The organism is Janthinobacterium sp. FT14W (assembly GCF_009208755.1).
Lineage (GTDB): Bacteria > Pseudomonadota > Gammaproteobacteria > Burkholderiales > Burkholderiaceae_D > Janthinobacterium > Janthinobacterium violaceinigrum.
The window spans coordinates 76,849-99,980 of record NZ_WFLL01000011.1 but is presented as its reverse complement, the minus strand read 5'-3'; the positions used below and the strand labels follow the sequence as shown (position 1 = coordinate 99,980).

Below are 23,132 nucleotides of genomic sequence, written 5' to 3'. Positions count from 1 at the left end.
AATTTCATCACGTGCCGGGCACTGCCGCCGGCAGGGCGATGGCGGCCTGCACCATGTGCGCGATCAGGATTTCGGCGTCCTCGTAATCCTTGCGCGTGAGCTGCTTGCGTTCCAGCACCAGGGCCATCTGCGCTGAAAAATCCGCATACGACTGCGTCATGGCCCAGATGGCGAACATCAGGTGGGTGGCGTTGACGGGCGCCATCTTGCCGGCGGCGATCCAGGCTTCGAAGACGGCGATATCCTTGCGCAGCAGGGGCACGACCCGGTCGCGTATCTGGTTGCCGTACAGGGGCGCGCCATTGATCACTTCCAGCGCATACACGCGCGAAGCCCATGGCTGTTCGCGCGAAAAACGCAGCTTGGCGCCGATATACGCGCGCAGCACGTCGCGCGGCGCATCGTGTTCATTGGCCAGCGATTCCATGCGCGCCAGCCAGTCGTCGAGCACATCGTCGAGCACGCGCTGGTACAGCAGCTGCTTGGACGGGAAGTAATACATCAGGTTTTGCTTCGACAGGCCGGCCCGTTCGGCGATGGTGGCGATCGACGCGCCCTCGTAGCCGCTTTCCGCGAATACGCGCACGGCTTGCTCCAGGATGTCCGCTTCCAGGCGGTCGCGGTTTTGCAGGCGCCGGCCGCCGGCATTTTTCACGGGAAGGGCAGGGGATTTGTCGCTGGCCATGGCGGGTTCTTTAGCGTGGACGTATCGATTGCAGGAAGGTGTGCAGCACGGGGGTATCGGTGTAGGCCACGTTGAAGCGGAACCACACCGTCTCGGGCGCGCGCAGCATGAAAAATTCGTTCGGCGACAGCAGGATGCCCGCCTTCAATGCCATGTCGGCGATGATCTTGCCGTTCCATTCCGGCGTCTGGATGTCGGGCCAGCCGGCGCTGACGAACATGCCGCCGCGGGGCCGCGCCACGGGCGCCATGCCCGCTTGCGCCAGGCAGTCGATGCTGCGCTCGCGGGCCGCATCGAGCTGCGCCACCAGCCGCTCGACCATGCGCTTGTAGGGCCGCGCGGAGATGGCGTGGTAGACGGCGCGCTCGTTGATTTCCGACGTCGTCAGCCCTGCCAGCATTTTCACGCGCACCAGTTCGGCCACCAGAGAAGGCGAGGCGCAGATGGAGCCGACGCGCAGCACGGGCGACAGGGTCTTGGAGAAGCTGCCCACGCGGATCACGCGGCGCAAGCCATCCATCGCCGCCAGCGATGCTTCGCCGCGCGCCGCCAGTTCGCGGTAGATATCGTCTTCCACCAGCCAGAAATCGAATTGTTCGGCCAGTGCCAGCAGGCGGTGCGTCTGCGCCTGGCTGAGCGAAGTGCCCAGGGGATTTTGCAGCACCGTGTTGACGAACATCAGCTTGGGCTGGCTGCGGGCCGCTTCCGCAGCCAGCGCATCGAGATCGAGGCCCGCTTCGCCGCGGTTCACGCCCACGGGGATGCAGCCGTGGTGGCGGATCAGCGACTGCAGGTTGCTGTAGCCGGGGTCTTCCACCAGCACCGTGTCGCCCGGCTTGGTCAGGCTGCGCAGGACCAGGTCAAAAGCGTGCGTGGCGCCATGCGTGAGCAAGACCTGGTCCGGCTCCACCTGGAACAGCTCTTCCGACAGGCTTGTCGCCAGGTGCTGGCGCAGCGAAGGAAAACCCAGCGGGTGGCCATAGCCGCGCAGGCGGCTGGCGGGAATGCGCATGGCCTGGCGCACGGCATCGAGCACGGTCGCTTCGCCATACATCTCGGGCGGCAGCCAGCCCGCCCCCACGGGCAGCGCATCCGACACGCCCGAATACAGGTCCGGCGTGAGGGCGTCGATGGCGCTGGGGCTGGCGTGCACAGCCAATTGCGGCGAGGCGGCGATATCGTGGCGCGCGACGAAATAGCCGGAGCCGCGCCGCGACGACAGCAAGCCCAGGTTGACCAGGCGGTCATACGATTCGACGACGGTAAACGTCGACACGCCATTGCAGCGGGCGAACTGGCGCACGGATGGCATGCGCGTGCCGATGCGCAAGGCGCGGCTGCCCACCATGACGCTGATGGCGACGACGATCTGCTCGACCAGGCCGCCTTTTTTCTGGCGGTCGATGTCCAGCACGGGCCAGCCGCTGGCGTTAGCTTCGCCTTCGTCCTGCTTCACGTTGTGCGTCACCGGTGGCTCCTTATGCTGCCTTGCACAAAAAAACTGTAGTGGTTTTTCGACCTGTACGGTTGGGACACTTTGCCGTTTGTGTATCTGTGCCGTTGGGGATGGCCTGTCTATTATTACATCAGCTTTTTGCCAACTGGTAAATTATTTTACGCTTCGTCAAAAACGATCCTGGCGCCGCGCCAGCCCATCCCAAGGAGAAGGTCATGAACGAAACTAGGCCGGAATCGATGTCGGCATTCTGGATGCCGTTTACCAACAACCGCGATTTCAAGGCTCATCCGCGCCTGCTGGTCTCGGCCGAAGGCATGTACTACAAGGACGTCGACGGCAACAGCATCCTCGATGGCACGGCCGGCCTGTGGTGCGTGCCCTGCGGCCATGCGCAGCCGAAAATCGTCGGCGCCATCCGCGAGATGGTGGGCCAGCTCGATTTTGCGCCCACCTTCCAGATGGGCCATCCGGCCGCCTTCGACCTGGCCGAAAAACTGATGGACTACACGGGCCACAAGTTCGGCCATGTCTTCTATACCAATTCCGGCTCCGAAGCCGTCGACACGGCACTGAAGATCGCGCTCGCGTATCACCGCGCGCGCGGCGAGGGCAGCCGCACGCGTTTGATCGGCCGCGAACGCGGTTATCACGGCGTGGGCTTCGGCGGCATTTCCGTGGGCGGCATCGGCGGCAACCGCAAGACCTTCGGCCCCCTGCTGCCGGGCGTGGACCACCTGCCGCACACGCACAACCTGGAGAAGAACGCCTACACGGTGGGCGAGCCCGAATACGGCACCCACCTGGCCGACGAACTGGAACGCATCGTCGCCCTGCACGACGCATCGACGATTGCCGCCGTCATCGTCGAACCGGTGGCCGGTTCCACGGGCGTGCTGATCCCGCCGAAAGGCTATCTGAAACGCTTGCGCGAGCTGTGCACCAAGCACGGCATCCTGCTGATCTTCGATGAAGTCATCACGGGTTTCGGCCGCATGACGACGCCGTTCGCCGCCGACTATTTCGACGTCGAGCCGGACCTGATGACGACGGCCAAGGGCTTGACCAACGGCATGGTGCCCATGGGCGCCGTCTTCAGCAAACAGTATATCCACGACGCCTTCATGGACGCGCCGACCGGGATCGAACTGTTCCACGGCTACACGTATTCCGGCCACCCGCTGGCCTGCGCCGCCTCGCTGGCGACCCTGCAAGTGTTCGAGGAACAGGACATCCTGGGCCACGCGAAAGCGATGCAGGCGTATTGGAGCGATGCCGTGCACTCGCTGAAAGGCTTGCCGCACGTGATCGACTTGCGCAGCATCGGCCTCATCGCCGGCATCGAACTCGATCCCATCGCCGGCAAACCGGGCACGCGCGCCTTCAACGCCTTCAAGCAGGCATTTGCCGACGGCGCGCTGATACGCACGACGGGCGACATCATCGCCCTGTCGCCGCCGCTGGTGCTGGAAAAACAGCATGTCGACGAACTGTTCGGCAAGCTGGCCAAGGTATTAAAGAATCTCGACTAAGGAACACCATGAACGATCTCGACACCATCACCCACTACATCAACGGCGCCAAAGTCGACACCCGAAGCGGCCGCTATGGCGACGTCTACAACCCCGCCCTGGGCGTGCCCGTCGCCAGGGTGGCGCTGGGTACCGGCGACGACGTGGACGCAGCCGTGCAGGCGGCGGCCGCCGCCTTTCCAGCCTGGTCGGCCACGCCGCCATTGACGCGCGCGCGGGTCCTGTTCCGCTACCTGCAGCTGTGCCAGCAGCACACGGACGACTTTGCCGCCATGCTCACGCGCGAACATGGCAAGACCTTTGCCGATGCGCAGGGCGAGGTGGCGCGCGGCATCGAGATGGTGGAATTTGCCGTCGGCATTCCGCAATTATTAAAAGGCGAATTCACGGACCAGATTTCGCGCGGCATCGACGCCTGGTCCATGCGCCAGGCACTGGGCGTGGTGGCCGGCATCACGCCATTCAATTTCCCCGTGATGGTGCCGATGTGGATGTTCCCCGTCGCCATCGCCTGCGGCAATACCTTCGTCCTGAAACCGTCCGAGCGCGATCCGTCGGCCTCCTTGCTGCACGCGAAGCTGCTGCAGGAAGCGGGCTTGCCTGACGGTGTTTTCAACGTGGTGCAGGGAGATAAGGTGACGGTCGACGCCCTGCTCGACCACCCTGTCGTGCAGGCGATCAGCTTTGTGGGCTCCACGCCGATTGCCGAATACATCTATGCGCGCGGCAGCGCCAGCGGCAAGCGCGTGCAAGCCCTGGGCGGCGCGAAGAACCACATGGTGGTGATGCCCGACGCGGACATGGACATGACGGTCGATGCGCTGATCGGCGCCGCCTACGGTTCGGCGGGCGAGCGCTGCATGGCCATCTCCGTCGTCGTGGCCGTGGGCGACGCGGGCGACAGATTGATCGATGCACTGGCAGCGCGCACGGCCGCACTGAAAGTGCGCGACGGCATGGAAGATGGTGCGGAAATGGGGCCCGTCGTGTCGCTGGCCGCCAAGCAGCGCATCGAAAAACTGATCGCCTCGGGCGTGGAGCAGGGCGCCACCCTCGTCGTCGATGGCCGCAACCATGTGGTGCCGGGCCGCGAGAGCGGCTTCTTCGTCGGCGGTACTTTATTTGACCATGTGACGCGCGACATGAGCATCTACAAGGAAGAGATTTTCGGTCCCGTGCTGTGCGTGCTGCGCTGTCCTGACGTGGTGCAGGCGGTGGAGCTGATCAACGCCAACGAGTATGGCAACGGCGTGGCCATCTACACGCGCGACGGCGGCGTGGCGCGCGAATTCGTGCGCCAGATCCAGGTCGGCATGGTGGGCGTCAACATCCCCTTGCCCGTGCCGATGGCCTTCAACAGTTTCGGCGGCTGGAAGCGCAGCATGTTCGGCGACCACCACGCCTATGGCCCCGAAGGCGTGCGTTTCTACACGCGCCACAAGGCCGTGATGCAGCGCTGGCCCAACACGGCAAGCGCTGGTGTGGAATTTGCTTTTCCCCAGATGAAGTGACGGTTTCACACGACAAATCCACCGCAGGATCAAAGAAGGAAACAGCGATGATCGAGTCCCTGAACTATTTGCCGCATCCCACCCTGCCCAACGAGGAACTGGCGGGCCATTTCACGGACCTGGCGCCGCCCTTGACCGCGCGCCAGGCCGCCATCGAAAGCGCCCGCTGCCTGTACTGCTACGACGCGCCGTGCAGCCGCATCTGTCCCTCGGAAATCGACGTGGCCAGCTTCATCCGCAATATCCACGACAAGAACATCAACGGCGCCGCCGCCGGCATCCTGAAGCAGAATATCCTGGGCGGCAGCTGCGCCCGCGTCTGCCCCACGGAAATCCTGTGCGAGGACGTCTGCGTGCGCAACCACGATGCCGAAGGCCAGCCCGTGAAGATCGGCCTGCTGCAGCGCTATGCCGTCGACCACATGCATTTTGCGCAGCACCCGTTCCGGCGCGCGGCCGCCACGGGCAAGACGATTGCCATCGTCGGCGCGGGACCGGCCGGCCTGTCGTGCGCGCACCGCCTGGCCATGCTGGGCCACGACGTGGTGGTGTTTGAAAAGGAAGGCAAGGCGGGCGGCCTGAATGAATACGGCATTGCCAAGTACAAGCTGACGGACGACTTCGCGCAGAAGGAAATCGACTTCCTGCTGCAGATAGGCGGCATCGAGATCCGATGTCGCCAGGTGCTGGGCGAGAACCTGCAGCTGCGCGACCTGCACGCGCAGTACGATGCCGTGTTTTTGGGCCTGGGCCTGGGTGCCAGCCGCAAGTTGGGCCTGACGGGCGAGGATGCGCCGGGTCTCCTGGCCGCCGTCGACTACATCGCCGCGCTGCGCCAGGCCGACGACCTGGCCGCGCTGCCCGTGCCGCAACGGGCCATCGTGATTGGCGCCGGCAATACGGCCATCGACATGGCCGTGCAGATCCAGCGCCTGGGCGCCGAGGAAGTCACCCTGGTCTACCGGCGCGGCTTCGACGCCATGACGGCCACCCACCATGAACAGGAAATCGCCAAGGCCAACCAGGTGCGCATGCTGACGTGGGCCCAGCCGCAGCAGGTATTGCTCGATAGCGAGGGTAAGGTGACTGGCATGCGCTTCGAAAAAACCTCCATGCAGGGCACGCGTCTGGCGGGCACGGGCGAGACGTTCGACGTGGCCGCCGACGCCATCTTCAAGGCCATCGGCCAGAGCCTCGACACGGAAGTGCTGCACGACCCGATGGCGTCGCTGTTGCGGCGCGAGGGCGACAAGATCGCCGTCGATGCGCTGTTTCGCACGGTGCTGCCGGGGATCTACGCGGGCGGCGACTGCGTGGCGCCGGGGCAGGACTTGACGGTGCAGGCCGTCCAGCATGGCAAGCTGGCCGCACTGGCCATCCATGCCGATCTTCTTTCCAAAGTGGAGGCTGCATAATGGCTGATCTCAGCATCGAATTTTGCGGCATCAAGTCGCCGAACCCCTTCTGGCTGGCGTCCGCGCCGCCCACCGACAAGGCCTATAACGTGGTGCGCGCGTTCGAGGCGGGGTGGGGCGGCGTCGTGTGGAAGACGCTTGGTGAAGACCCGGCCGCCGTCAACGTCTCGTCGCGCTATTCCGCCCTGTATGGCAAGAACCGCGAAGTGGTGGGCTTCAATAACATCGAACTGATTACCGACCGCTCGCTGGACATCAACCTGCGCGAAATCACGCAGGTGAAAAAGGACTGGCCGGACCGCGCCATCGTCGTCTCGCTGATGCTGCCGTGCGAAGAGCACTACTGGGCGGATATCCTGCCCAAGGTCGAGGCCACGGGAGCCGACGGCATCGAGCTCAATTTCGGCTGCCCGCACGGCATGCCGGAGCGGGGCATGGGCGCGGCCGTGGGCCAGGTGCCCGAGTACGTGCAGATGGTCACAGCCTGGTGCAAGAAGCACAGCAAATTGCCCGTCATCGTCAAGCTCACGCCCAACATCACGGACGTGCGCATGCCGGCGCGCGCGGCCAAGGCGGGCGGCGCGGATGCCGTTTCGCTGATCAACACCATCAATTCCATCACCTCGCTGGACCTGGACCGCATGGTGGCCTTGCCCATCGTGGGCGGCGCCAGCACGCACGGCGGCTATTGCGGCGCGGCCGTGAAACCCATCGCGCTGAACATGGTGGCGGAAATCGCCCGCGATCCGCAGACGCGTGGCTTGCCCATATCCGGCATCGGCGGCATCGGCAACTGGCGCGACGCGGCCGAATTCATCGCCCTGGGCGCCGGCTGCGTGCAGGTGTGCACGGCCGCCATGCTGCATGGCTTTCGCATCGTCGAAGAGATGAAGGATGGGCTGTCGCGCTGGATGGATGAAAAGGGCTATGAACGCATCGGCGACTTTGCCGGCAAGGCCGTGGCCAACACGACGGACTGGAAATACCTGGACATGAATTACCAGGTCATCGCGCACATCAACCAGGACGACTGCATCAAATGCGGCAAGTGCTACGTGGCTTGCGAAGACACGTCGCACCAGTCGATCGCCCAATTGATCGACGCCGCCGGCATGCGCACCTATGAGGTGATCAAGGAAGAATGCGTGGGCTGCAACCTGTGCGAAATCACCTGTCCGGTGCAGGGCTGCATCACGATGGTGCCGCAGGCCACGGGCAAGCCGTACATGAACTGGACGCAGGATCCCAGGAATCCCCGCGCGTTGGCGGAGACGGCATAGGGCACGGTTATTGCGTGCGTTTATTTTATAAACAGCGGTGCGTCTTTGCAGTAAGCTAGATTACTTAAAAGCCGAGCCGTTTCCACATTGCCGTATCCCTGGCGCCTTTGCGCGCCAGCGGTCTAACCGATGGAGCAACCCTGTGAACCACGACTACTCTGGCAACACGCAACTCTGGAATGAAGACCTGGCGCCCACCACGGCGGCGCAGCGCACCTGGCGCTGGTATCACTTCGCCGCGCTGTGGGTCGGCATGGTCATGTGCATTCCCGCCTACACCCTGTCGGCCAGCCTGATCGACAGCGGCATGTCCGGCTACCAGGCCGTGCTCACGGTATTTCTCGCCAACGCCATCGTGCTCCTGCCCATGCTGCTGATCGGCCATGCGGGCACCAAGTACGGCATTCCGTATGCGGTGCTGGCGCGCGCCTCGTTCGGCACCATGGGCGCGCGCTTGCCGGCCCTGATGCGCGCCATCGTCGCCTGCGGCTGGTACGGCATCCAGACGTGGTTCGGCGGGCAGATGATCTATACCCTGATGGGCGTATTGATGGGCCATGAACTGGGCGGCGAGAAGATCGCGGGTCTGGGCATCAATGGCAGCCAGCTGCTGTGCTTCCTGGCCTTCTGGGCCATCCAGTTCTATTACATCCTGCACGGCATGGAGTCGATCCGCAAACTGGAAACCTACACGGCTCCCTTGAAAATCCTCATCTGCTTCGTGCTGCTGTACTGGGTGCACAGCAAGGCAGGCGGCGTGGCCAGCCTGCTGGACCAGCCATCGCAGTTCATCCCGGGCGGCAAGAAGGCGGGCCAGTTCTGGAGCGTCTTCTGGCCATCGTTGACGGCCATGGTGGGTTTCTGGGCGACCCTGGCTTTGAACATTCCCGACTTCACGCGCTTCGCCAGGACGCAGCGCGACCAGGTGATCGGCCAGTCGATCGGCCTGCCCATGCCCATGGGCTTGCTCGCCATGCTGGCCGTCATCGTCACGGCCGGTTCCGTGGTCATGTACGGCAAGGCCATCTGGGACCCCGTCGACCTGGCCAGCCGCATGACGGGCGCCGCCGTGCTGATCGCCCTGATCATCCTGCTGATCGACACGGTCAGCGTCAACCTGGCGGCCAACCTGGTGGGCCCCGCCTACGACTTTTCCTCGCTGGCGCCGAAGCAGATTTCGTACAAGATGGGGGGCTATATCACGGCTTTCATCGCCATCGTCATGATGCCGTGGAAGGTGCTCGAATCGACGCAGGGCTATATCTTCACCTGGCTGATCGGCTACTCGGCCCTGCTGGGTCCCATCGCCGGTATTCTCATCGTCGACTACTACTTCGTGCGCAAGACGCAGCTCGACGTCAGGCAGCTGTACCGCGACGATGGCGTCTATTCGTATGGCAGCGGCTGGAACATGGCGGCGCTGATCGCCTTTCTCATCGCCGTGCTGCCGAATATCCCGGGCTTTTTGAATGCAGCGTTTCCTGCGGTCTTCCCCGACGTGGCCGCAGGCTTTAAAACCATCTATACCTACGCCTGGTTCGTGGGCGTGGCCATCGCCGCCGTCGTCTACGGCATCATGATGAAGGGCAAGGTGACGGCGCGCGTGCAGCAGGCGCCGCAATCCTGAGCTGTTCGGGTCTGTTCGAGTAAAGGAGACAAGATGACTACACTGATACGTGGCGGTACCGTCGTCAACGCCGACCGCGCCTTCCGCGCCGACGTGCTGATCGAGGGCGGCACGATCGCCGCCGTCGGCGAGAACCTCGCCGTGCCATCCGGCGCCACCGTGATCGATGCGGGCGGCCTGTACGTGATGCCGGGCGGGATAGACACCCACACGCACATGAATCTGCCCTTCATGGGCACGGTGACGTCTGACGATTTTTTCACGGGCACGGCGGCGGGGCTGGCGGGCGGCACCACCACCATCATGGATTTCGTCATCCCCGCACCCAAGCAGTCGCTGATCGAGGCCTATCACCAGTGGCGCGCATGGTCGGCCAAGGCGGCCGGCGACTATACCTTCCACGTGGCGATCACCTGGTGGAGCGAGCAGGTGCATGCAGAGATGGGCACCCTCGTGCGCGAGCATGGCGTGAACAGCTTCAAGCACTTCATGGCGTATAAGAACGCCATCATGGCCGACGATGAAACCCTGGTCAAAAGCTTTACCCGCTCGCTGGAACTGGGCGCGCTGCCCACCGTGCATGCGGAAAACGGCGAGTTGGTTTTTCAATTGCAGCAAGCCTTGCTGAAAAAGGGCATCACGGGGCCGCAGGCGCATCCGCTGTCGCGCCCTCCTGCCGTGGAAGCGGAGGCGGCCAACCGCGCCATCGCCATCGCCAACGTCCTCAATACCCCCGTGTACATCGTGCACGTGTCCTGCGCCGAGTCGCTGGACGCCATCACGCGGGCCCGTGCGAACGGCCAGCGCGTGTACGGCGAAGCGCTGGCGGGCCACCTGGTGATCGACGACAGCGTCTACCGGAGCGACGACTTCGACTACGTGGCGGGCCACGTCATGAGTCCGCCGTTCCGCGGCAAGCACCATCAGGCGGCGCTGTGGCACGGCCTGCAAAGCGGCAACCTGCACACGACGGCCACCGACCACTGCACTTTTTGCGCGGAACAGAAGGCGGCTGGCAAAGACGACTTCACGCGCATCCCGAACGGCTGCGGCGGCGTCGAGGAACGCATGGCCGTGGTGTGGGATGCGGGCGTCAATTCCGGCATGCTGACGCCGTCCGAATTCGTCAAGGTCTCGTCCACCAATGCGGCGCAGATCTTCAATATGTATCCGCGCAAGGGCGTCATCGCCGCGGGCAGCGACGCCGACATCGTGCTGTGGGACCCGCAGGGCACGCGCACCATTTCCGCCGCCACGCAGTTCGCCAAGGGAGGCTTCAATGTCTTCGAAGGACGCACCGTGCGCGGCATCCCCCGCACCACGATTGCCGCCGGCAAGGTGGTGTTCCACCAGGGCGAGCTGACGGCTGTCGAGGGCGCGGGGCGCTATATCGAGCGCCCCGCGTTTTCCGCCACCACCGCATAAGGAGTTGACGATGGATGAATTGCGTATCAATGGCGAGCGCCTGTGGGCAGCCCTGATGGAACTGGCGCAGATCGGCGCGACAGCGAAGGGCGGCGTCAAGCGCCTGGCCCTGACGGACCTGGACAAGCAGGGCCGCGACCTGGTGGTGGGCTGGGGCCGTGAAGCGGGCATGAGCATCACCATCGACCAGATCGGCAATGTCTTCATGCGCCGCGACGGCGTGGACAATACCCTGCCGCCCGTGATGACGGGCAGCCATATCGACACGCAGCCCACGGGCGGCAAGTTCGATGGCAATTACGGCGTGCTGGCGGGCCTGGAAGTGGTGCGCACCCTGAACGATCTGAAGATCAAGACGCAGGCCCCCATCGAAGTGGCTTTCTGGACCAACGAGGAAGGCTCGCGCTTCGTACCCGTGATGATGGGCTCGGGCGTGTTCTGCGGCGCCTTTTCGCTCGAAACCGCCTACGCGGCGAAAGACACGGAAGGCAAAACGGTGGGCGAGGAGCTGGCGCGCATCGGCTATCGTGGCGACCAGGTGCCGGGCGACCATCCCATCGGCGCCTACTTCGAGACGCATATCGAGCAGGGCCCCGTGCTGGAAGACGCGGACAAGGTGATCGGCGTGGTGCCGGCCGTGATGGGGCTGTCGTGGTACGACTGCGTGGTGACGGGCATGGAAGCGCATGCGGGCCCCACGCCCATGGGCTTGCGCAAGGATGCGCTGCAGGTGGCGACCGCCATCATGCAGGAAGTGGTGGCCATTGCCAACCGCTACCCGCCGTACGGGCGCGGTACGGTGGGCATGGTGCAGGTGTTCCCGAACAGCCGCAACGTGATCCCCGGCGAAGTCAAATTCAGCATCGACCTGCGCAATGTGAACGACGAACTGCTCAACACCATGCATGGCGAGATCACGGCCTTCATCGATGCCACGCGTGAAAAGACTGGGCTGGGCATCACGCTGGAGCGCGTCTCCTATTATCCTCCATGCCCGTTCCACCCCGACTGCGTGGGCGCCGTGCGCAACGCGACTGAAAAGCTGGGCTACTCCGTGATGGACGTGGTCTCCGGCGCCGGCCACGACGCCATCTATGCGGCCCGGCTGGCACCGGCCGGCATGATCTTCGTGCCGTGCAAGGATGGCATCAGCCACAATGAAATCGAGGACGCCAAGCCCGAGCACCTGGAAGCGGGCTGCAATGTGCTGCTGCACGCGATGCTGGAGCGGGCCGTGGCTGTGTAGGGCGCTCAGTCGCCTGAACGCTTCGGGTTTCCCGGACACGCTGACTCAAACTGCATGCAGGCTTGTTGCCGGCGTTGTGGAGACGGGAGGCGGCCATGCACTGGCGCTGCCGGGCGGCGGCATCGCGGTGCGTGTTCGCCATCATGTGTTTTGATTGACGTGCGCGCAAATCGTGCTTGCCGTACTGTCAGCCGCGCCGTTCGACGGGAGGCTGGTGCGTGTAGCGCCGGCTACTTTATGCAAGTGCCAGCGCATGCCTTCCCTGGGGACTGCCGCATACCGCTCTTTTCGCTCAACGATGCCTCCAGTTTCCCCTTCCAGCGCAGCTGCTGGAGTCAGGCCTGGACTGCCTCAATCATGATCGCTGGCTGCTGGACCAAGCGCTACCACGGAGTTAGCAATCCCTACGACTTATCGCAGGTCGTGCCGGCATGGTAATTATTATTACTACATGACCGCCTCAAACAAATTATTGACTGAATGACATTGAAAATACTTTTATGCTTTTATGTAGCTTGTCCTTGCATATGGGGACTCTCTCAGAGTACTGGCAGAGGGCCGTGGGCTACGTGTTAAAATGCATGAAAGAATAATTCAACATAAAACCTTCCCCGATCCCCTCTGGTTTATTGCCGATTGCCGGATTTCATAGCTCCTATGTTTCAATTCATGAATGTATTTTCTGCATATAAAGAATCGCCGCATTTCTCGTTTTTGTCAGGAAAAGCTGTCTATATTCGCTGCCTTTTATGGTTGTTGTTGCCAAGTGTGATATGGAGTTTTGTTTTCGGTGGTTTCTATTTTTGTGCCGAGCCTTTTGTTTTTCCTTTTATCGAAAAGCGACTCAATCCAAAAGTGTCATTTGGGCTCAAGATTCTCTGGATATTTGTTTTCTTGATAGCAATGCTGGCTAGTTGGAATATCTACCCGGCAGCGTATCATTTTTATTTTTTGATCCTGATGGGAGGGGCTCCTCTTCAGGTTGTATTTGCCTGTTGTATTTTTGTTTTTTTGATGTGTATTTTTTTGTTTTCGGCGCCTTATAGAGAGACTTCTGCCGGATTTAAAAAAAGTATCCTGATCATCGGCGGATGTTTCATTTTTATGAAATTCATGATGCCTGTTCTTGGCCAGAGTGATGGCATGATAAGGAGAAATATCATTGCATCATCGCCATTTGTATTCAAGGTGCTGGTGCTTGATGCTCAATCTAAAGATAATAAGTTCCTGGGTCCGACAAATGCACCGACATTTTTAAACCATCTCACGAGCGCCCGTGAAGTTCCGGCCAAGATCGTCTTGATGGTGGTTGAGTCGTGGGGAGAGAGTCAGGCTTCCCTGTCTGAGGTGAAGAAAAACATCGTGCAGAATGGTGGCAATATTATTGAGGCAGGTTTTACTGATTATCACGGATCGACCCTGCAGGGAGAAGTCCGTGAATTATGTTCTCAATATATCAAGCTGGATGCTCGCCCAAATTTCTCTTCATTTTCTGGTGATTGTGCTCCGGCCTACATGAAGAAAAAAGGCTATGAGGTATTGGGTTTGCACGGTTATCTGCAGATGTTTTATGCCAGAAAGTCTGTTTGGAAAGAGTTGGGCATCGATAATTCTTACTTCCGGACGGATTTGAATCAGTTGAAGACGTGTCCAGGACGTTTCTCTGGTATTTGCGACGAGGAGCTGATTCGGTATGGTGTTGACGTGATTGCCGGGAAAGACAAGGTGTTTTTATATATGTTATCGCTGTCGAGCCATGAACCCGTGGCGTCTTCCATGCTGCATATGTCAACGCAGTATTTTCAGAATATACATGCGGTGAACGAGTCTCAAATTGTCGCGCGCAATGCCGTGGGAACGTTGGTGGCGGCCTTGAGTAATAAGCCTCAACTCGGTTGTACCGAGGCATACGTCGTGGGCGATCACCAGCCACCTTCCATGGGTAACAGTGATCAGCTTCAGGCACATCAGGTGCCATATGTCCGAATGTCCTTTAATTGCCACGGCTAGATATTGCTAGAGGTAGCGATAAGCAGAAAGAATGGTTGTCGCTGGAAGACGTGCGCTGTGGCAGCTTGACCCAGGTGCCGCAGTCCTTTGGGGCGGCGCACGCCTCCGCCTGAGGCACACTTCAACAAGCCATTGTTGTTACTGGGCAACGGTATTCTCTTGCCGGTGCACCTGCTCCCTTTCTCGGATTGTCATGCCTGGAGTGCGGGCGAGCTGCAACGCCTGCCATGTCATGACAGCCTGCCTTTTCAGTCCGTGATGGTTTCGTTCGATCTTGTTATCGATAGCAAGGGCGTGCGGACTAAACTTCTTTTTGTTGAAACTCGCGCAGGAAGGCCAACAGCGCGCGTGCCGCGATGTCGGCGTCGTCGGCCGTCATGGTTTCCAGCGGGTTGTGGCTGATGCCGCCATTGCCGCAGCGGGTAAACAGCATCGCCACGTCGGTGATGGCGGCCATGGCCATGGCGTCGTGGCCGGCGCCCGACAGCAGCGCGTACGGTTCGACGCCGACCGATTCCACGGCCTGCGCCAGCTGCGCCATCAGCCATGGCGCACACGGCGCGGCACGCGCCGACAGCAGCAGTTCCAGCTGGTAGTCGATCTGGCGCCGCGCGCAGATGGCGGCGATGCCGTCCAGGATATCGTCGACGGCCGCCTGGCGCACGGCATCAACGGCTGCGCGGATGTCGAGCGACAGGGCGCAGGCGCCGGCGATCACGTTGACGGAGCCGTTCGGCACGTGCAGCTGCCCCACGGTACCCACCAGCGCCTCGCCCTGGTTGCAGCGCCGTTCCACCAGCAGGATGATCTCGGCGGCCGCGCTGGCCGCATCCTTGCGCATGTTCATGGGCGTGGTGCCCGCATGGCTGGCCACGCCGCCAAGATTGACCAGGTAGCGCGAGCTGCCGGCGATTGCCGTGACGATCCCCAGCGGCAGGTCGCGCTCCAGCAGCACGGGGCCCTGTTCGATATGCACTTCCACGTAGCCGAGCAAATCGGCGGGATCGCGCGCGATGGCGCCGATGTCGGCCGCTGCATGGCCGGCGGCGGCCAGCGCCTCGCGCATGCTCACGCCATCCGTATCGAGCTGCTCCAGCAGCGAGACGTCGAACTTGCCCGTGACGGCCGTGCTGCCCAGGAACGTGCTCTTGAAGCGCACGCCTTCCTCCTCGGCGAAGCCGACGATCTCGAGGTGGAACGGCAGTTTTTCGCCCCGTTCATGCAGGTGGCGCACGACGGCAATCGGCAGCACGATGCCCAGGCGGCCATCGTATTTGCCGCCGTTGCGCACCGTGTCGTAGTGCGATCCCGTCATCAGGGTCTTTGCGCCGGGGACGTCGGACAGATAGCGGCCGACGACATTGCCGACGGCGTCGATATGCACCTGCATGCCTGCGTCCCGCATCCACTCGGCCAGCTGCGCCGCCGTTTTGCGGTGCGCCGGCGTCAGGTAGGCGCACGTCAGGTTGTAATCGCTGTCGCTCCAGCCGGCCAGTATTTCCGCCTGCTGCATGATGCCTGGACCGAAATCCAGGCGCACGTCGAACAGGTCGTTCAGGCGCAACTCGGCGATGCGCTTGATCTGTCGCAGCGATTCGGCCAGTTCGTCGGCGTGGCGGTTTTTCAGGCGCCGCGCGAACGTGGCGATGATGTCCTGGCGCGTCAATCCTTCGCCCGTCGGGCCCTTGACGGCCAGGATGAAGGGAAAGCCGAACCTGGCGTTGTACTCGCTATTGAGGCGCTGCAAGGTGGCGAATTCGTCGGCGCTGCACAGGTTCAGGCCGGACTTGGCCTGCTCGCGCGTCGACTCCGCCGTCAGCTGTCCCGCGATGGCGGCCTTGCCGGCCAGCTCCGGGTGGGCGCGGATCAGCCCCAGCTGCTCTTCGGGCGAGGCTTGCGCCAGCACGCGCTGCAGCTCCGTCTTGACCGCCGTCAGGCTGGCAAACGGCCGGGCGGCGGCCGCGCGCTGGGCGATCCAGGGCGAATGTTCATAGATGCCATGCAGGTGCGCGATAAAATCGGCCTGGCTGCCGGCGTTCAGGTCTGAAAGGGTGGTCATGGTTTTCCGATCATGCAAGCGGTGATGATAGCGCCCTGTTCCGGCATCCATTATATGCGCGCGCTGATAGCGGCTATCGCTGCACCAGCGCCTTGGCGGCCGCGCTGACCTGGTCGCGCAGCCATTTGTGCTCGGGCGCCTGGTGCACGCGCTGGTGCCACAGCTGGTAAAAGCGCATGGGCGGGAATTTCAATGGCACGGTATACGTTTTCAGCGGCAGCGTCTTTTCATAGAAGCGCATGAATTGCCGGCCCGTGGTGAGCACCAGGTCGGTCTGCGTCAGCATGTAGGGAATCAGGCCGAAATACGCCGATTCCACCACCACGTTGCGCTGCAGGTTCTGGCGCTCCAGAAAGGAGTCGATCACGCCGTGGTAGCCCGGCATCATCTGCGACGGCGCCACATGGGGCAGGTTCAGATAATCGTCGAGCGTCATGGCGTCGCTGGCCGTGCGGCGCGCATACGCGTTTTCCGCATGCATGGCGCAGATGATGGGGTCTTCGAACAGCTTCGAGATGTGCAGATGGGCGGGCGGCTCGTCCCAGTTGGCGATCACCAGGTCCAGCCCCCCGTCGGACAGCTGGCGGATATGGTCGATGCCCGGCCCCAGGCTGTGCAGCACCACGCGGCTCTTCGGCGAACCGCGGCGCAGCAGGGCCACCACGTTGGGCAGGAACTGGCTGTCCAGGTAGTCGGGCGCGGCGATGTGGAAGGTGCGCGCCTCTTCCTGCGCCACGAATGGCGTCTTTTTGACGAACAGGCTTTCCGTCTGGTCGAGGATGCGCTTGGCCGGATTGAGCAGGCTTTCGCCATGCTGGGTGGGCACCATGCCGCGCGCACCGCGCACCAGCAGCGGATCGCCCGTCAGTTCGCGCAGCTTGCGCAGGGAAGCGGAAATCGAAGGCTGCGGCTGATTGAGTTTGAGCGCCACGCGCGAGACATTCTTTTCCACCAGCAGCAGATAGAGGATGCGGATCAAGTGCAGGTCGAGGTGTTGCGGCAGGCTGGACATGTGGCGGCGGCTCTGTTGTATATCGATTTGAATATGTCAAATATACGATATTTTTCATGTGATGGGCGGTAAATCCGTTTATCTTGTGTAGATTGGCACGAATATTGGTTCGGTCTGACTAGAGGAAATTTATGGAAGTATTTGCCTACCTGATTCCGTACGGCCTGGAGTGGCTGAACCTGATCGTCCGCTGGCTGCACGTCATCACGGGCATCGCCTGGATCGGTGCTTCCTTTTATTTCGTCTGGCTCGACAACTCGATCCGCCCGCCCGCGCCCGGCTCCGAGCTGGCGAAGAAAGGCGTGTCGGGAGAACTGTGGGCCGTGCACGGCGGCGGCTTCTATAACCCGCAAAAATACCTGGTGGCGCCCGCCGAACTGCCGAAGGAACTGCACTGGTTCAAGTGGGAAGCGTATTCCACCTGGCTGTCCGGCTTTGCGTTGCTGACGATTGCCTATTACTTCAATGCGCAGGCCATGATGATCGACAAATCCGTGGCCGACATCAGCAGCGGCCAGGCGATCGGCATCGGCATCGCCACCCTCGTCATCGGCTGGAGCGTGTACGACCTGCTGTGCCGATCAAAGCTGGCGCAATACGAGCTGTGGTTCGGCGTGACCGTGTTTGCGCTGATCGTCGGCGCCGCGTATGTGCTCACGCACCTGCTCAGCGGGCGCGCCGCCTACATCCACGTGGGCGCCATGATCGGCACCATCATGGTGGCCAATGTGCTGATGCTGATCATTCCCGGCCAGCGCAAGATGGTCGAAGCCATGGCCGCCGGCAAGCTGCCCGACCCCAAACACGGCCTGAAAGCCAAGCAGCGCAGCGTGCATAACAATTATTTCACCTTGCCCGTGCTGTTCATCATGATCAGCAACCACTACGCGATGACCTACCGCAACGATCACGCCTGGCTGGTGCTGGCGCTGATCATGGCGGCGGGCGTCTTCATCCGCCACTTCTTCAACCTGCGCCACAAGGGCCGGGTCGAGTGGCGCTATCCGGTCCTGGGCGTGGCCTTGCTGGTGGCCGTCGCCGTGGCCATCGCGCCGAAAGCGCCCGTGGCCGTGGCGGCCGCGCCAGCGGCGGACCCCGCAGCGCAATTCAAGGCCGTGCATGCCATCATCGCCCAGCGCTGCGCCACCTGCCATTCGGCCCAGCCCACGCAGCCGGGCTTCGCCACGGCGCCGGCCGGCATGATGCTGGATAATGAAACGGAAATCCGCCAGCATGCGGCGCAAATCTACAAGCAGGCCATCGAGCTCAAAGCCATGCCGATCGGGAACCTGACCAATATGACGGACGCCGAGCGCAGTGAGCTGGGCGTCTGGCTGCAACAGACCATGCAAGGAACAAAATGACAACGCACGCAGAACGCATCACGGCCTGGATCGACGAACACTTCGACGAGGAAGTCGCATTTTTACAGACGGTGGTGCAGCAGCCGACGGATACGCCGCCCGGCAACAACGCGCCCCACGCGGAACTGGTGGCGCGGCTGCTGCAGGCCTACGGCTGGCAGGCGGAACAGCATGCCGTGCCAAAAGAGCAGGTGGAGGCGTATGGCATGCAGAGCATCACCAACCTGATCGTGCGCCGCCCGTATGCGGCAGGCGGTCCGACGGTGGCCCTGAATGCGCATGGCGACGTGGTGCCGCCCGGCGACAACTGGACGTATCCGCCGTATGGCGGCCAGATCGACGGCGGCTATATCTACGGCCGCGCGACGGCCGTGTCGAAGGGCGATTTCGCCACCTATGTGTTTGCCGCGCGCGCGCTCGAAGCGCTGGGCATTCCACTGCAAGGCCAGCTGGAACTGCACTTCACGTACGACGAGGAATTCGGCGGCTTGCTGGGGCCGGGCTGGCTGCTGGAGCAGCAGCTGACCAAGCCCGATTTCGTCATCGCGGCCGGTTTCAGCTACGGCATCGTCACCGCGCACAACGCCTGCCTGCAGCTGGAAATCACCGTGCACGGCAAGGCTGGCCACGGCTCCATGCCGGAGACGGGGCATGACGCGCTGCAGGCGGCCAACAAGATCCTCAACGCCATCTACGGCCAGCTGCCGGAGCTGAAAAAGATCAAGTCCAAGGTCGCCGGCATCGACTCTCCCACCATGCTGGTGGGGCGCATCGACGGCGGCACGAATACCAATGTGGTGCCGGGAAGAGTCGTCATGAAGATGGACCGCCGCATGATCCCGGAAGAAGACCCGGTGGCGGTGGAAGCGCAGGTGCGCGCGCTGATCGAAGACGCCGTGCGGGGCGAGCCGGGCATCCGCCTCGAGATCCGCCGCCTGCTGCTGTCGCACGCGCTGCGCCCCTTGCCCGGTTCCGAGCAGCTGGTGGGCAGCCTGCAAAAGAACGCGCAAGCCATCCTCGGCGAGACGATTCCCGCCGTCGGCACGCCCCTGTATGCGGATGCGCGCCTGTATGGCGAACGGGGCATCCCTGCCGTGCTGTATGGCGCCGGCCCGCGCACGGTGCCCGAATCGAATGCGAAGAAGGCCGATGAACGCCTGGCGCTGGATGACTTGCGCAAGGCCAGCAAGATCGTCGCCCTGACCTTGCTCGATTTCCTGGGCAAGAAATAGGGCGGGAAATAAGGCAAGGCAGTTTGGCTTACAATGGGCCGACCACACTCTAGGTGAAGAAGAGCTCCATTGAATACCCGTTTTCTCGAAGCGTTTGTCTGGGCTGCGCGGCTGGGCAGCTTCCGCACGGCGGCCGACAAGCTGCACATCACGCAGGCGGCCATTTCAAACCGCATCGCCTCGCTGGAGCAGGACTTCGGCACGCGGCTGTTCGACCGCGACGCGCGTGAGATCCGCCTGACCTTCGCCGGGCGCAACCTGCTCGTGTACGCCGAGCGCATGCTGGAACTGTGCCGCGACATGTATGCGGCCAATTCCTCGCCCGCGCACATCACGGGCGAAGTGCGCATCGGCGTCATCGAAACCATCGTCCATACCTGGCTGATCCCGTTCCTGCAGCGCGTGCAGGAGCGCTATCCGGGCATCGAGATCCAATTGACGTCCGAATCGACGCGGCGCCTGCACGAACAGCTGCAGCAGGGCGAACTCGATATCGCGCTGCAGACGGACATGCTGACGGGCGACCATATCCGCAGCACGGGCAGCGGCGCCATCGCCATGGGCTGGGCGGGCAGGAAGGCCGACTGGCCCGACACGGGCAAACCGTTCACCGTGGCGCAACTGGCGCAGCATCCGATCATCACCATGAACCGGGGCTCGCAGCCCCATTCCGCATTGAAAGCGCTGTGCCAGGACGAGGGCGTGCAGTTGGGCAGGGTGCACTGCGTCAGCTCGATCTCGGCCATCGTGCGCCTCGTGAAGGCGGGCTTCGGCATCGCCGTGCTGCCGCTGGCGCCCCTGCGCGAGGAAATCGAGCAGGGCAACATCGCGCTGATTCCGTGCGCCAGCGCCCTGGCGCCGCAGCGCATCGTCATCAGCTACAGCGAAGACATCACCACGGAAGCGATCCAGCTGGTGGCCATGCTGGCGTGCGAGGAGGCGGCCAGGTTCACCCTGGGGCTGGGCGGGGAATATGGCGCCGGTGCGCGGACGTGACAGTTAGCGTGACCATTAATGTGACAATTAAGTTGTTGTAATCGCCGCGACCCACAAGAAAAACTTATCAGTCGCGTTCAGAATAACCCGTTTGCCAAGTGATGGCGTGCCGCCTATTCTGGGTTGGCACACCACTTACAACGCACAACGGAACCATCATGACGACGTCCACCATCACCTTGCCCGGCATCCTGTTTGTCTGGACCAGCGCCGACCCTGAACACGAACTCGATTTCAACCGCTGGTATGACCGCGAGCACGTGGAAGAACGCGTGCGCATTCCCGGTTTTGTCAGCGGCACGCGCTACCAGAGCGTGCGCGGTCCCCGCAAATACCTGGGCCTGTATCGCACCGTCTCGCTCGACGCCTTCCAGACGCCGGACTACTTCAAGGCCTTCGGCCAGCAGACGCCATGGTCGGTGGCGAACCTGCAGCGCATGCGTGATCCGATGCGCCGGGTCTGTGCCATCGAGGCGGAAACGGGCATGGGCACGGGCGCCTGGCTGGCCGTGCTGCGCCTGGGGGCGCCAGCCATCGGCCAGGACGCGCAGGCGGTGGCCGGCATGGCGGCGCTGGGGACGAAGCTGCTGCAGATCGACGGCGTGATTTCCACGCGCCTGCTCACGCCCGACGCCAGGCTGTCCGGCCCCTTGCCGGCGGAGCAGAAGGAAGGCCGTGTGCTCGATCCCATCTTCCTGATCGATGCGTCGTCGGAAAGCGCCGCCGTGGCGGCGGCAAACGAAGCCGGCGCGGCGCTGGGCCTCGACGGCGAACAGGCGGCCATCCTGCAGCTGTCCTGGCAGCTGCGCGAGGCGGACCTGCAAGCGGCCTGACGCGGGCACGCGCATCTTGCCGGCACCGATAACACGAGACACGGGCCACGGCGCAGGGCAAAGCATCCTGCGCCGGGCCTGCAATAAAACTGACGAGAGAGGTAGGCTATGACCACACACACCACGGCGCGCGCCACTGCGCGGAGAGAATCGCATGCGCCCGCAGCGGGCGGGAAGCCCAAGACGGGACGCCTGGCCACGGCCAGCATGGTCGGCACGACCCTGGAATGGTATGACTTCACCGTCTACAACACCATGGCGGCGCTGATTTTCAATCACCTGTTCTTTCCCTCGTTCGATCCCCTGATGGGCACCATCCTGGCCTTTTCCACGTATGCGGTGGGCTATATCTCGCGCCCGATCGGCGGCGTGATCTTCGGCCACCTGGGCGACAAGCTGGGACGCCGCTGGGTACTCGTGGTGACCCTGATGCTGATGGGCGTGACGACGGGCCTGATGGGCCTCCTGCCCACGTACGCGACGGCCGGCATCTGGAGCCCGGTCCTGCTGGTGGCGCTGCGCTTCGTGCAGGGCATCGCGCTGGGCGGCGAATGGGCAGGCGCCGTGCTGATCTCCGTCGAACACGGGGCAGCGGACAAGCGGGGCCGCAATGCCTCGTGGACGCAGGTGGGGCCATCGTTCGGCACCCTGCTGGCGACGGGCTGCATCGGCCTGATCACGTATCTGCTGCCGCATGAAGCATTCATGGACTGGGGCTGGCGCATGCCATTCATCGCCAGCCTGCTGCTGGTGGCCTTCGGCATGTGGATACGCAGCGGCATCGAGGAAACCCCGCTGTTCAAGGAACTCGACCAGCAGGATGCGAAGGCGGAGGCGCCGATCGGCGACGTGCTGCGCATCTACTGGCGCCGTCTGCTGATCGCCGGCGGCGTGCGCATCGGCTCGGACGTGCTGTATGCGCTGGTGGTGGTGTTTACCCTGACGTACGTGACGACGGTGCTGCACCTGTCGTCGACCCTGGCGCTCACCGCCATCATGATCGGCACGGCCTGCAATGCGCTGTCGGTACCCGTCTTTGGCGCCCTGTCGGACAAGATCGGCCGCCGTCCCGTGTATGCGCTGGGCGCTACCCTGGGCCTGGCGTGGGCGTTTGCCTTCTTCACCTTGCTCGATACGGCCAGCCCTGCCGCCATCGTCGTCGCCGTCGTCGTGGGCCTGGTCATCCACGCCATTATGTACGGTCCGCAGGCGGCTTTCGTCATCGAACAGTTTCCCACCAAGGTGCGCTACGCGGGGTCTTCGCTGGCCTACACGCTGGCCGGCGTCATCGGCGGCGGCTTCGCGCCCCTCGTCATCGCCAGCCTGTACCGCTCGTACAACAGCACCATGGCCGTCTCGCTGTACGTGGCGGCGGCCTTGCTGATCACCGGCGCCGCCGTGTTTGCGGCCAGAGAAACGGGCCGCGGCCCCCTTGAGGAATAAGGAAAT

General features: G+C 62.9%; 17 protein-coding genes. 13 read left to right on the top strand and 4 right to left on the bottom strand.

The features are described 5' to 3' along the window. Positions 1 to 7: 7 nt before the first annotated feature. Positions 8 to 685 carry a TetR/AcrR family transcriptional regulator gene (locus GCN74_RS10325; protein ID WP_152256592.1) on the bottom strand — a complete coding sequence of 226 codons (678 nt, stop codon included), beginning with the start codon at positions 683 to 685 and terminating at the stop codon, positions 8 to 10. A gap of 10 nt (positions 686 to 695) precedes the next feature. Further along, positions 696 to 2,153: a PLP-dependent aminotransferase family protein gene (locus GCN74_RS10320; protein ID WP_152256591.1), complete on the bottom strand. Its 1,458-nt coding sequence runs from the start codon at positions 2,151 to 2,153 to the stop codon at positions 696 to 698. 203 nt (positions 2,154 to 2,356) lie between these two features. Here GCN74_RS10320 and GCN74_RS10315 point away from each other — a divergent pair, with 203 nt between their 5' ends. The 8 genes from GCN74_RS10315 (at position 2,357) to GCN74_RS10280 (ending at position 14,187) form a co-directional block, all read left to right on the top strand. Further along, the gene (locus GCN74_RS10315) at positions 2,357 to 3,673 is read left to right on the top strand and encodes an aspartate aminotransferase family protein (RefSeq protein ID WP_152256590.1); all 1,317 of its coding nucleotides are present in this window, start codon (positions 2,357 to 2,359) and stop codon (positions 3,671 to 3,673) included. Between the two features lie 8 nt (positions 3,674 to 3,681). Then, a complete protein-coding gene (locus tag GCN74_RS10310; protein WP_152256589.1) occupies positions 3,682 to 5,184 on the top strand; it encodes a CoA-acylating methylmalonate-semialdehyde dehydrogenase in 1,503 nt (500 codons plus the stop codon). A gap of 47 nt (positions 5,185 to 5,231) precedes the next feature. Continuing rightward, positions 5,232 to 6,599, top strand: coding sequence for an NAD(P)-dependent oxidoreductase (locus GCN74_RS10305; RefSeq protein ID WP_152256588.1), 1,368 nt, complete (start codon positions 5,232 to 5,234; stop codon positions 6,597 to 6,599). Further along, positions 6,599 to 7,879 (top strand): NAD-dependent dihydropyrimidine dehydrogenase subunit PreA, encoded by a 1,281-nt coding sequence (gene preA / locus GCN74_RS10300; RefSeq protein WP_226938976.1) that lies wholly within the window; start codon positions 6,599 to 6,601, stop codon positions 7,877 to 7,879. The genes GCN74_RS10305 and preA overlap by 1 nt, the downstream gene beginning before the upstream one ends. Before the next feature lie 142 nt (positions 7,880 to 8,021). Then, complete coding sequence (locus GCN74_RS10295) at positions 8,022 to 9,506, top strand: NCS1 family nucleobase:cation symporter-1 (protein ID WP_152256586.1); 1,485 nt, start codon at positions 8,022 to 8,024, stop codon at positions 9,504 to 9,506. Between the two features lie 33 nt (positions 9,507 to 9,539). Next, a complete protein-coding gene (gene hydA, locus GCN74_RS10290; protein WP_152256585.1) occupies positions 9,540 to 10,931 on the top strand; it encodes a dihydropyrimidinase in 1,392 nt (463 codons plus the stop codon). A 10-nt stretch (positions 10,932 to 10,941) separates the two neighbouring features. Next, on the top strand, positions 10,942 to 12,177 hold the full coding sequence (locus tag GCN74_RS10285; protein WP_152256584.1) for a Zn-dependent hydrolase: 1,236 nt from the start codon (positions 10,942 to 10,944) through the stop codon (positions 12,175 to 12,177). Positions 12,178 to 12,846: 669 nt separating this feature from the next. Then, positions 12,847 to 14,187, top strand: a complete 1,341-nt coding sequence (locus GCN74_RS10280; protein ID WP_152256583.1) for a sulfatase-like hydrolase/transferase — start codon at positions 12,847 to 12,849, stop codon at positions 14,185 to 14,187. A 301-nt stretch (positions 14,188 to 14,488) separates the two neighbouring features. On the opposite strand, the gene GCN74_RS10275 is transcribed toward GCN74_RS10280, so the two are convergent. Continuing rightward, positions 14,489 to 16,246 (bottom strand): allantoate amidohydrolase, encoded by a 1,758-nt coding sequence (locus tag GCN74_RS10275; protein ID WP_152256582.1) that lies wholly within the window; start codon positions 16,244 to 16,246, stop codon positions 14,489 to 14,491. Between the two features lie 73 nt (positions 16,247 to 16,319). Continuing rightward, entirely contained in the window at positions 16,320 to 17,258 is a 939-nt protein-coding gene (locus GCN74_RS10270; RefSeq protein WP_152256581.1) for a LysR family transcriptional regulator, read from the bottom strand. 131 nt (positions 17,259 to 17,389) lie between these two features. On the opposite strand from GCN74_RS10270, the gene GCN74_RS10265 reads away from it, so the two are divergent. The 5 genes from GCN74_RS10265 (at position 17,390) to GCN74_RS10245 (ending at position 23,126) form a co-directional block, all read left to right on the top strand. Continuing rightward, complete coding sequence (locus tag GCN74_RS10265; protein ID WP_152256580.1) at positions 17,390 to 18,622, top strand: urate hydroxylase PuuD; 1,233 nt, start codon at positions 17,390 to 17,392, stop codon at positions 18,620 to 18,622. Then, on the top strand, positions 18,619 to 19,854 hold the full coding sequence (locus tag GCN74_RS10260; protein ID WP_152256579.1) for a M20/M25/M40 family metallo-hydrolase: 1,236 nt from the start codon (positions 18,619 to 18,621) through the stop codon (positions 19,852 to 19,854). Before GCN74_RS10265 ends, GCN74_RS10260 begins: the two co-directional genes overlap by 4 nt. A gap of 69 nt (positions 19,855 to 19,923) precedes the next feature. Beyond that, positions 19,924 to 20,850: a LysR family transcriptional regulator gene (locus tag GCN74_RS10255; protein ID WP_152256578.1), complete on the top strand. Its 927-nt coding sequence runs from the start codon at positions 19,924 to 19,926 to the stop codon at positions 20,848 to 20,850. A gap of 158 nt (positions 20,851 to 21,008) precedes the next feature. Next, positions 21,009 to 21,683: a DUF4286 family protein gene (locus tag GCN74_RS10250; protein WP_152256577.1), complete on the top strand. Its 675-nt coding sequence runs from the start codon at positions 21,009 to 21,011 to the stop codon at positions 21,681 to 21,683. Between the two features lie 108 nt (positions 21,684 to 21,791). Next, the gene (locus GCN74_RS10245; protein WP_152256576.1) at positions 21,792 to 23,126 is read left to right on the top strand and encodes an MFS transporter; all 1,335 of its coding nucleotides are present in this window, start codon (positions 21,792 to 21,794) and stop codon (positions 23,124 to 23,126) included. The last annotated feature ends 6 nt before the right edge of the window (positions 23,127 to 23,132 follow it).

Excerpts from the sequence above, each read along its gene's own strand:
- preA (WP_226938976.1), top strand. The coding sequence starts at position 6,599 with ATGGCTGATCTCAGCATCGAATTTTGCGGCATCAAGTCGCCGAACCCC.
- GCN74_RS10265 (WP_152256580.1), top strand. The coding sequence starts at position 17,390 with ATGGAAGTATTTGCCTACCTGATTCCGTACGGCCTGGAGTGGCTGAAC.
- GCN74_RS10310 (WP_152256589.1), top strand. The coding sequence starts at position 3,682 with ATGAACGATCTCGACACCATCACCCACTACATCAACGGCGCCAAAGTC.
- GCN74_RS10285 (WP_152256584.1), top strand. The coding sequence starts at position 10,942 with ATGGATGAATTGCGTATCAATGGCGAGCGCCTGTGGGCAGCCCTGATG.
- hydA (WP_152256585.1), top strand. The coding sequence starts at position 9,540 with ATGACTACACTGATACGTGGCGGTACCGTCGTCAACGCCGACCGCGCC.
- GCN74_RS10245 (WP_152256576.1), top strand. The coding sequence starts at position 21,792 with ATGACCACACACACCACGGCGCGCGCCACTGCGCGGAGAGAATCGCAT.
- GCN74_RS10260 (WP_152256579.1), top strand. The coding sequence starts at position 18,619 with ATGACAACGCACGCAGAACGCATCACGGCCTGGATCGACGAACACTTC.
- GCN74_RS10270 (WP_152256581.1), bottom strand. The coding sequence starts at position 17,258 with ATGTCCAGCCTGCCGCAACACCTCGACCTGCACTTGATCCGCATCCTC.
- GCN74_RS10315 (WP_152256590.1), top strand. The coding sequence starts at position 2,357 with ATGAACGAAACTAGGCCGGAATCGATGTCGGCATTCTGGATGCCGTTT.
- GCN74_RS10305 (WP_152256588.1), top strand. The coding sequence starts at position 5,232 with ATGATCGAGTCCCTGAACTATTTGCCGCATCCCACCCTGCCCAACGAG.
- GCN74_RS10275 (WP_152256582.1), bottom strand. The coding sequence starts at position 16,246 with ATGACCACCCTTTCAGACCTGAACGCCGGCAGCCAGGCCGATTTTATC.
- GCN74_RS10250 (WP_152256577.1), top strand. The coding sequence starts at position 21,009 with ATGACGACGTCCACCATCACCTTGCCCGGCATCCTGTTTGTCTGGACC.
- GCN74_RS10280 (WP_152256583.1), top strand. The coding sequence starts at position 12,847 with ATGAATGTATTTTCTGCATATAAAGAATCGCCGCATTTCTCGTTTTTG.
- GCN74_RS10325 (WP_152256592.1), bottom strand. The coding sequence starts at position 685 with ATGGCCAGCGACAAATCCCCTGCCCTTCCCGTGAAAAATGCCGGCGGC.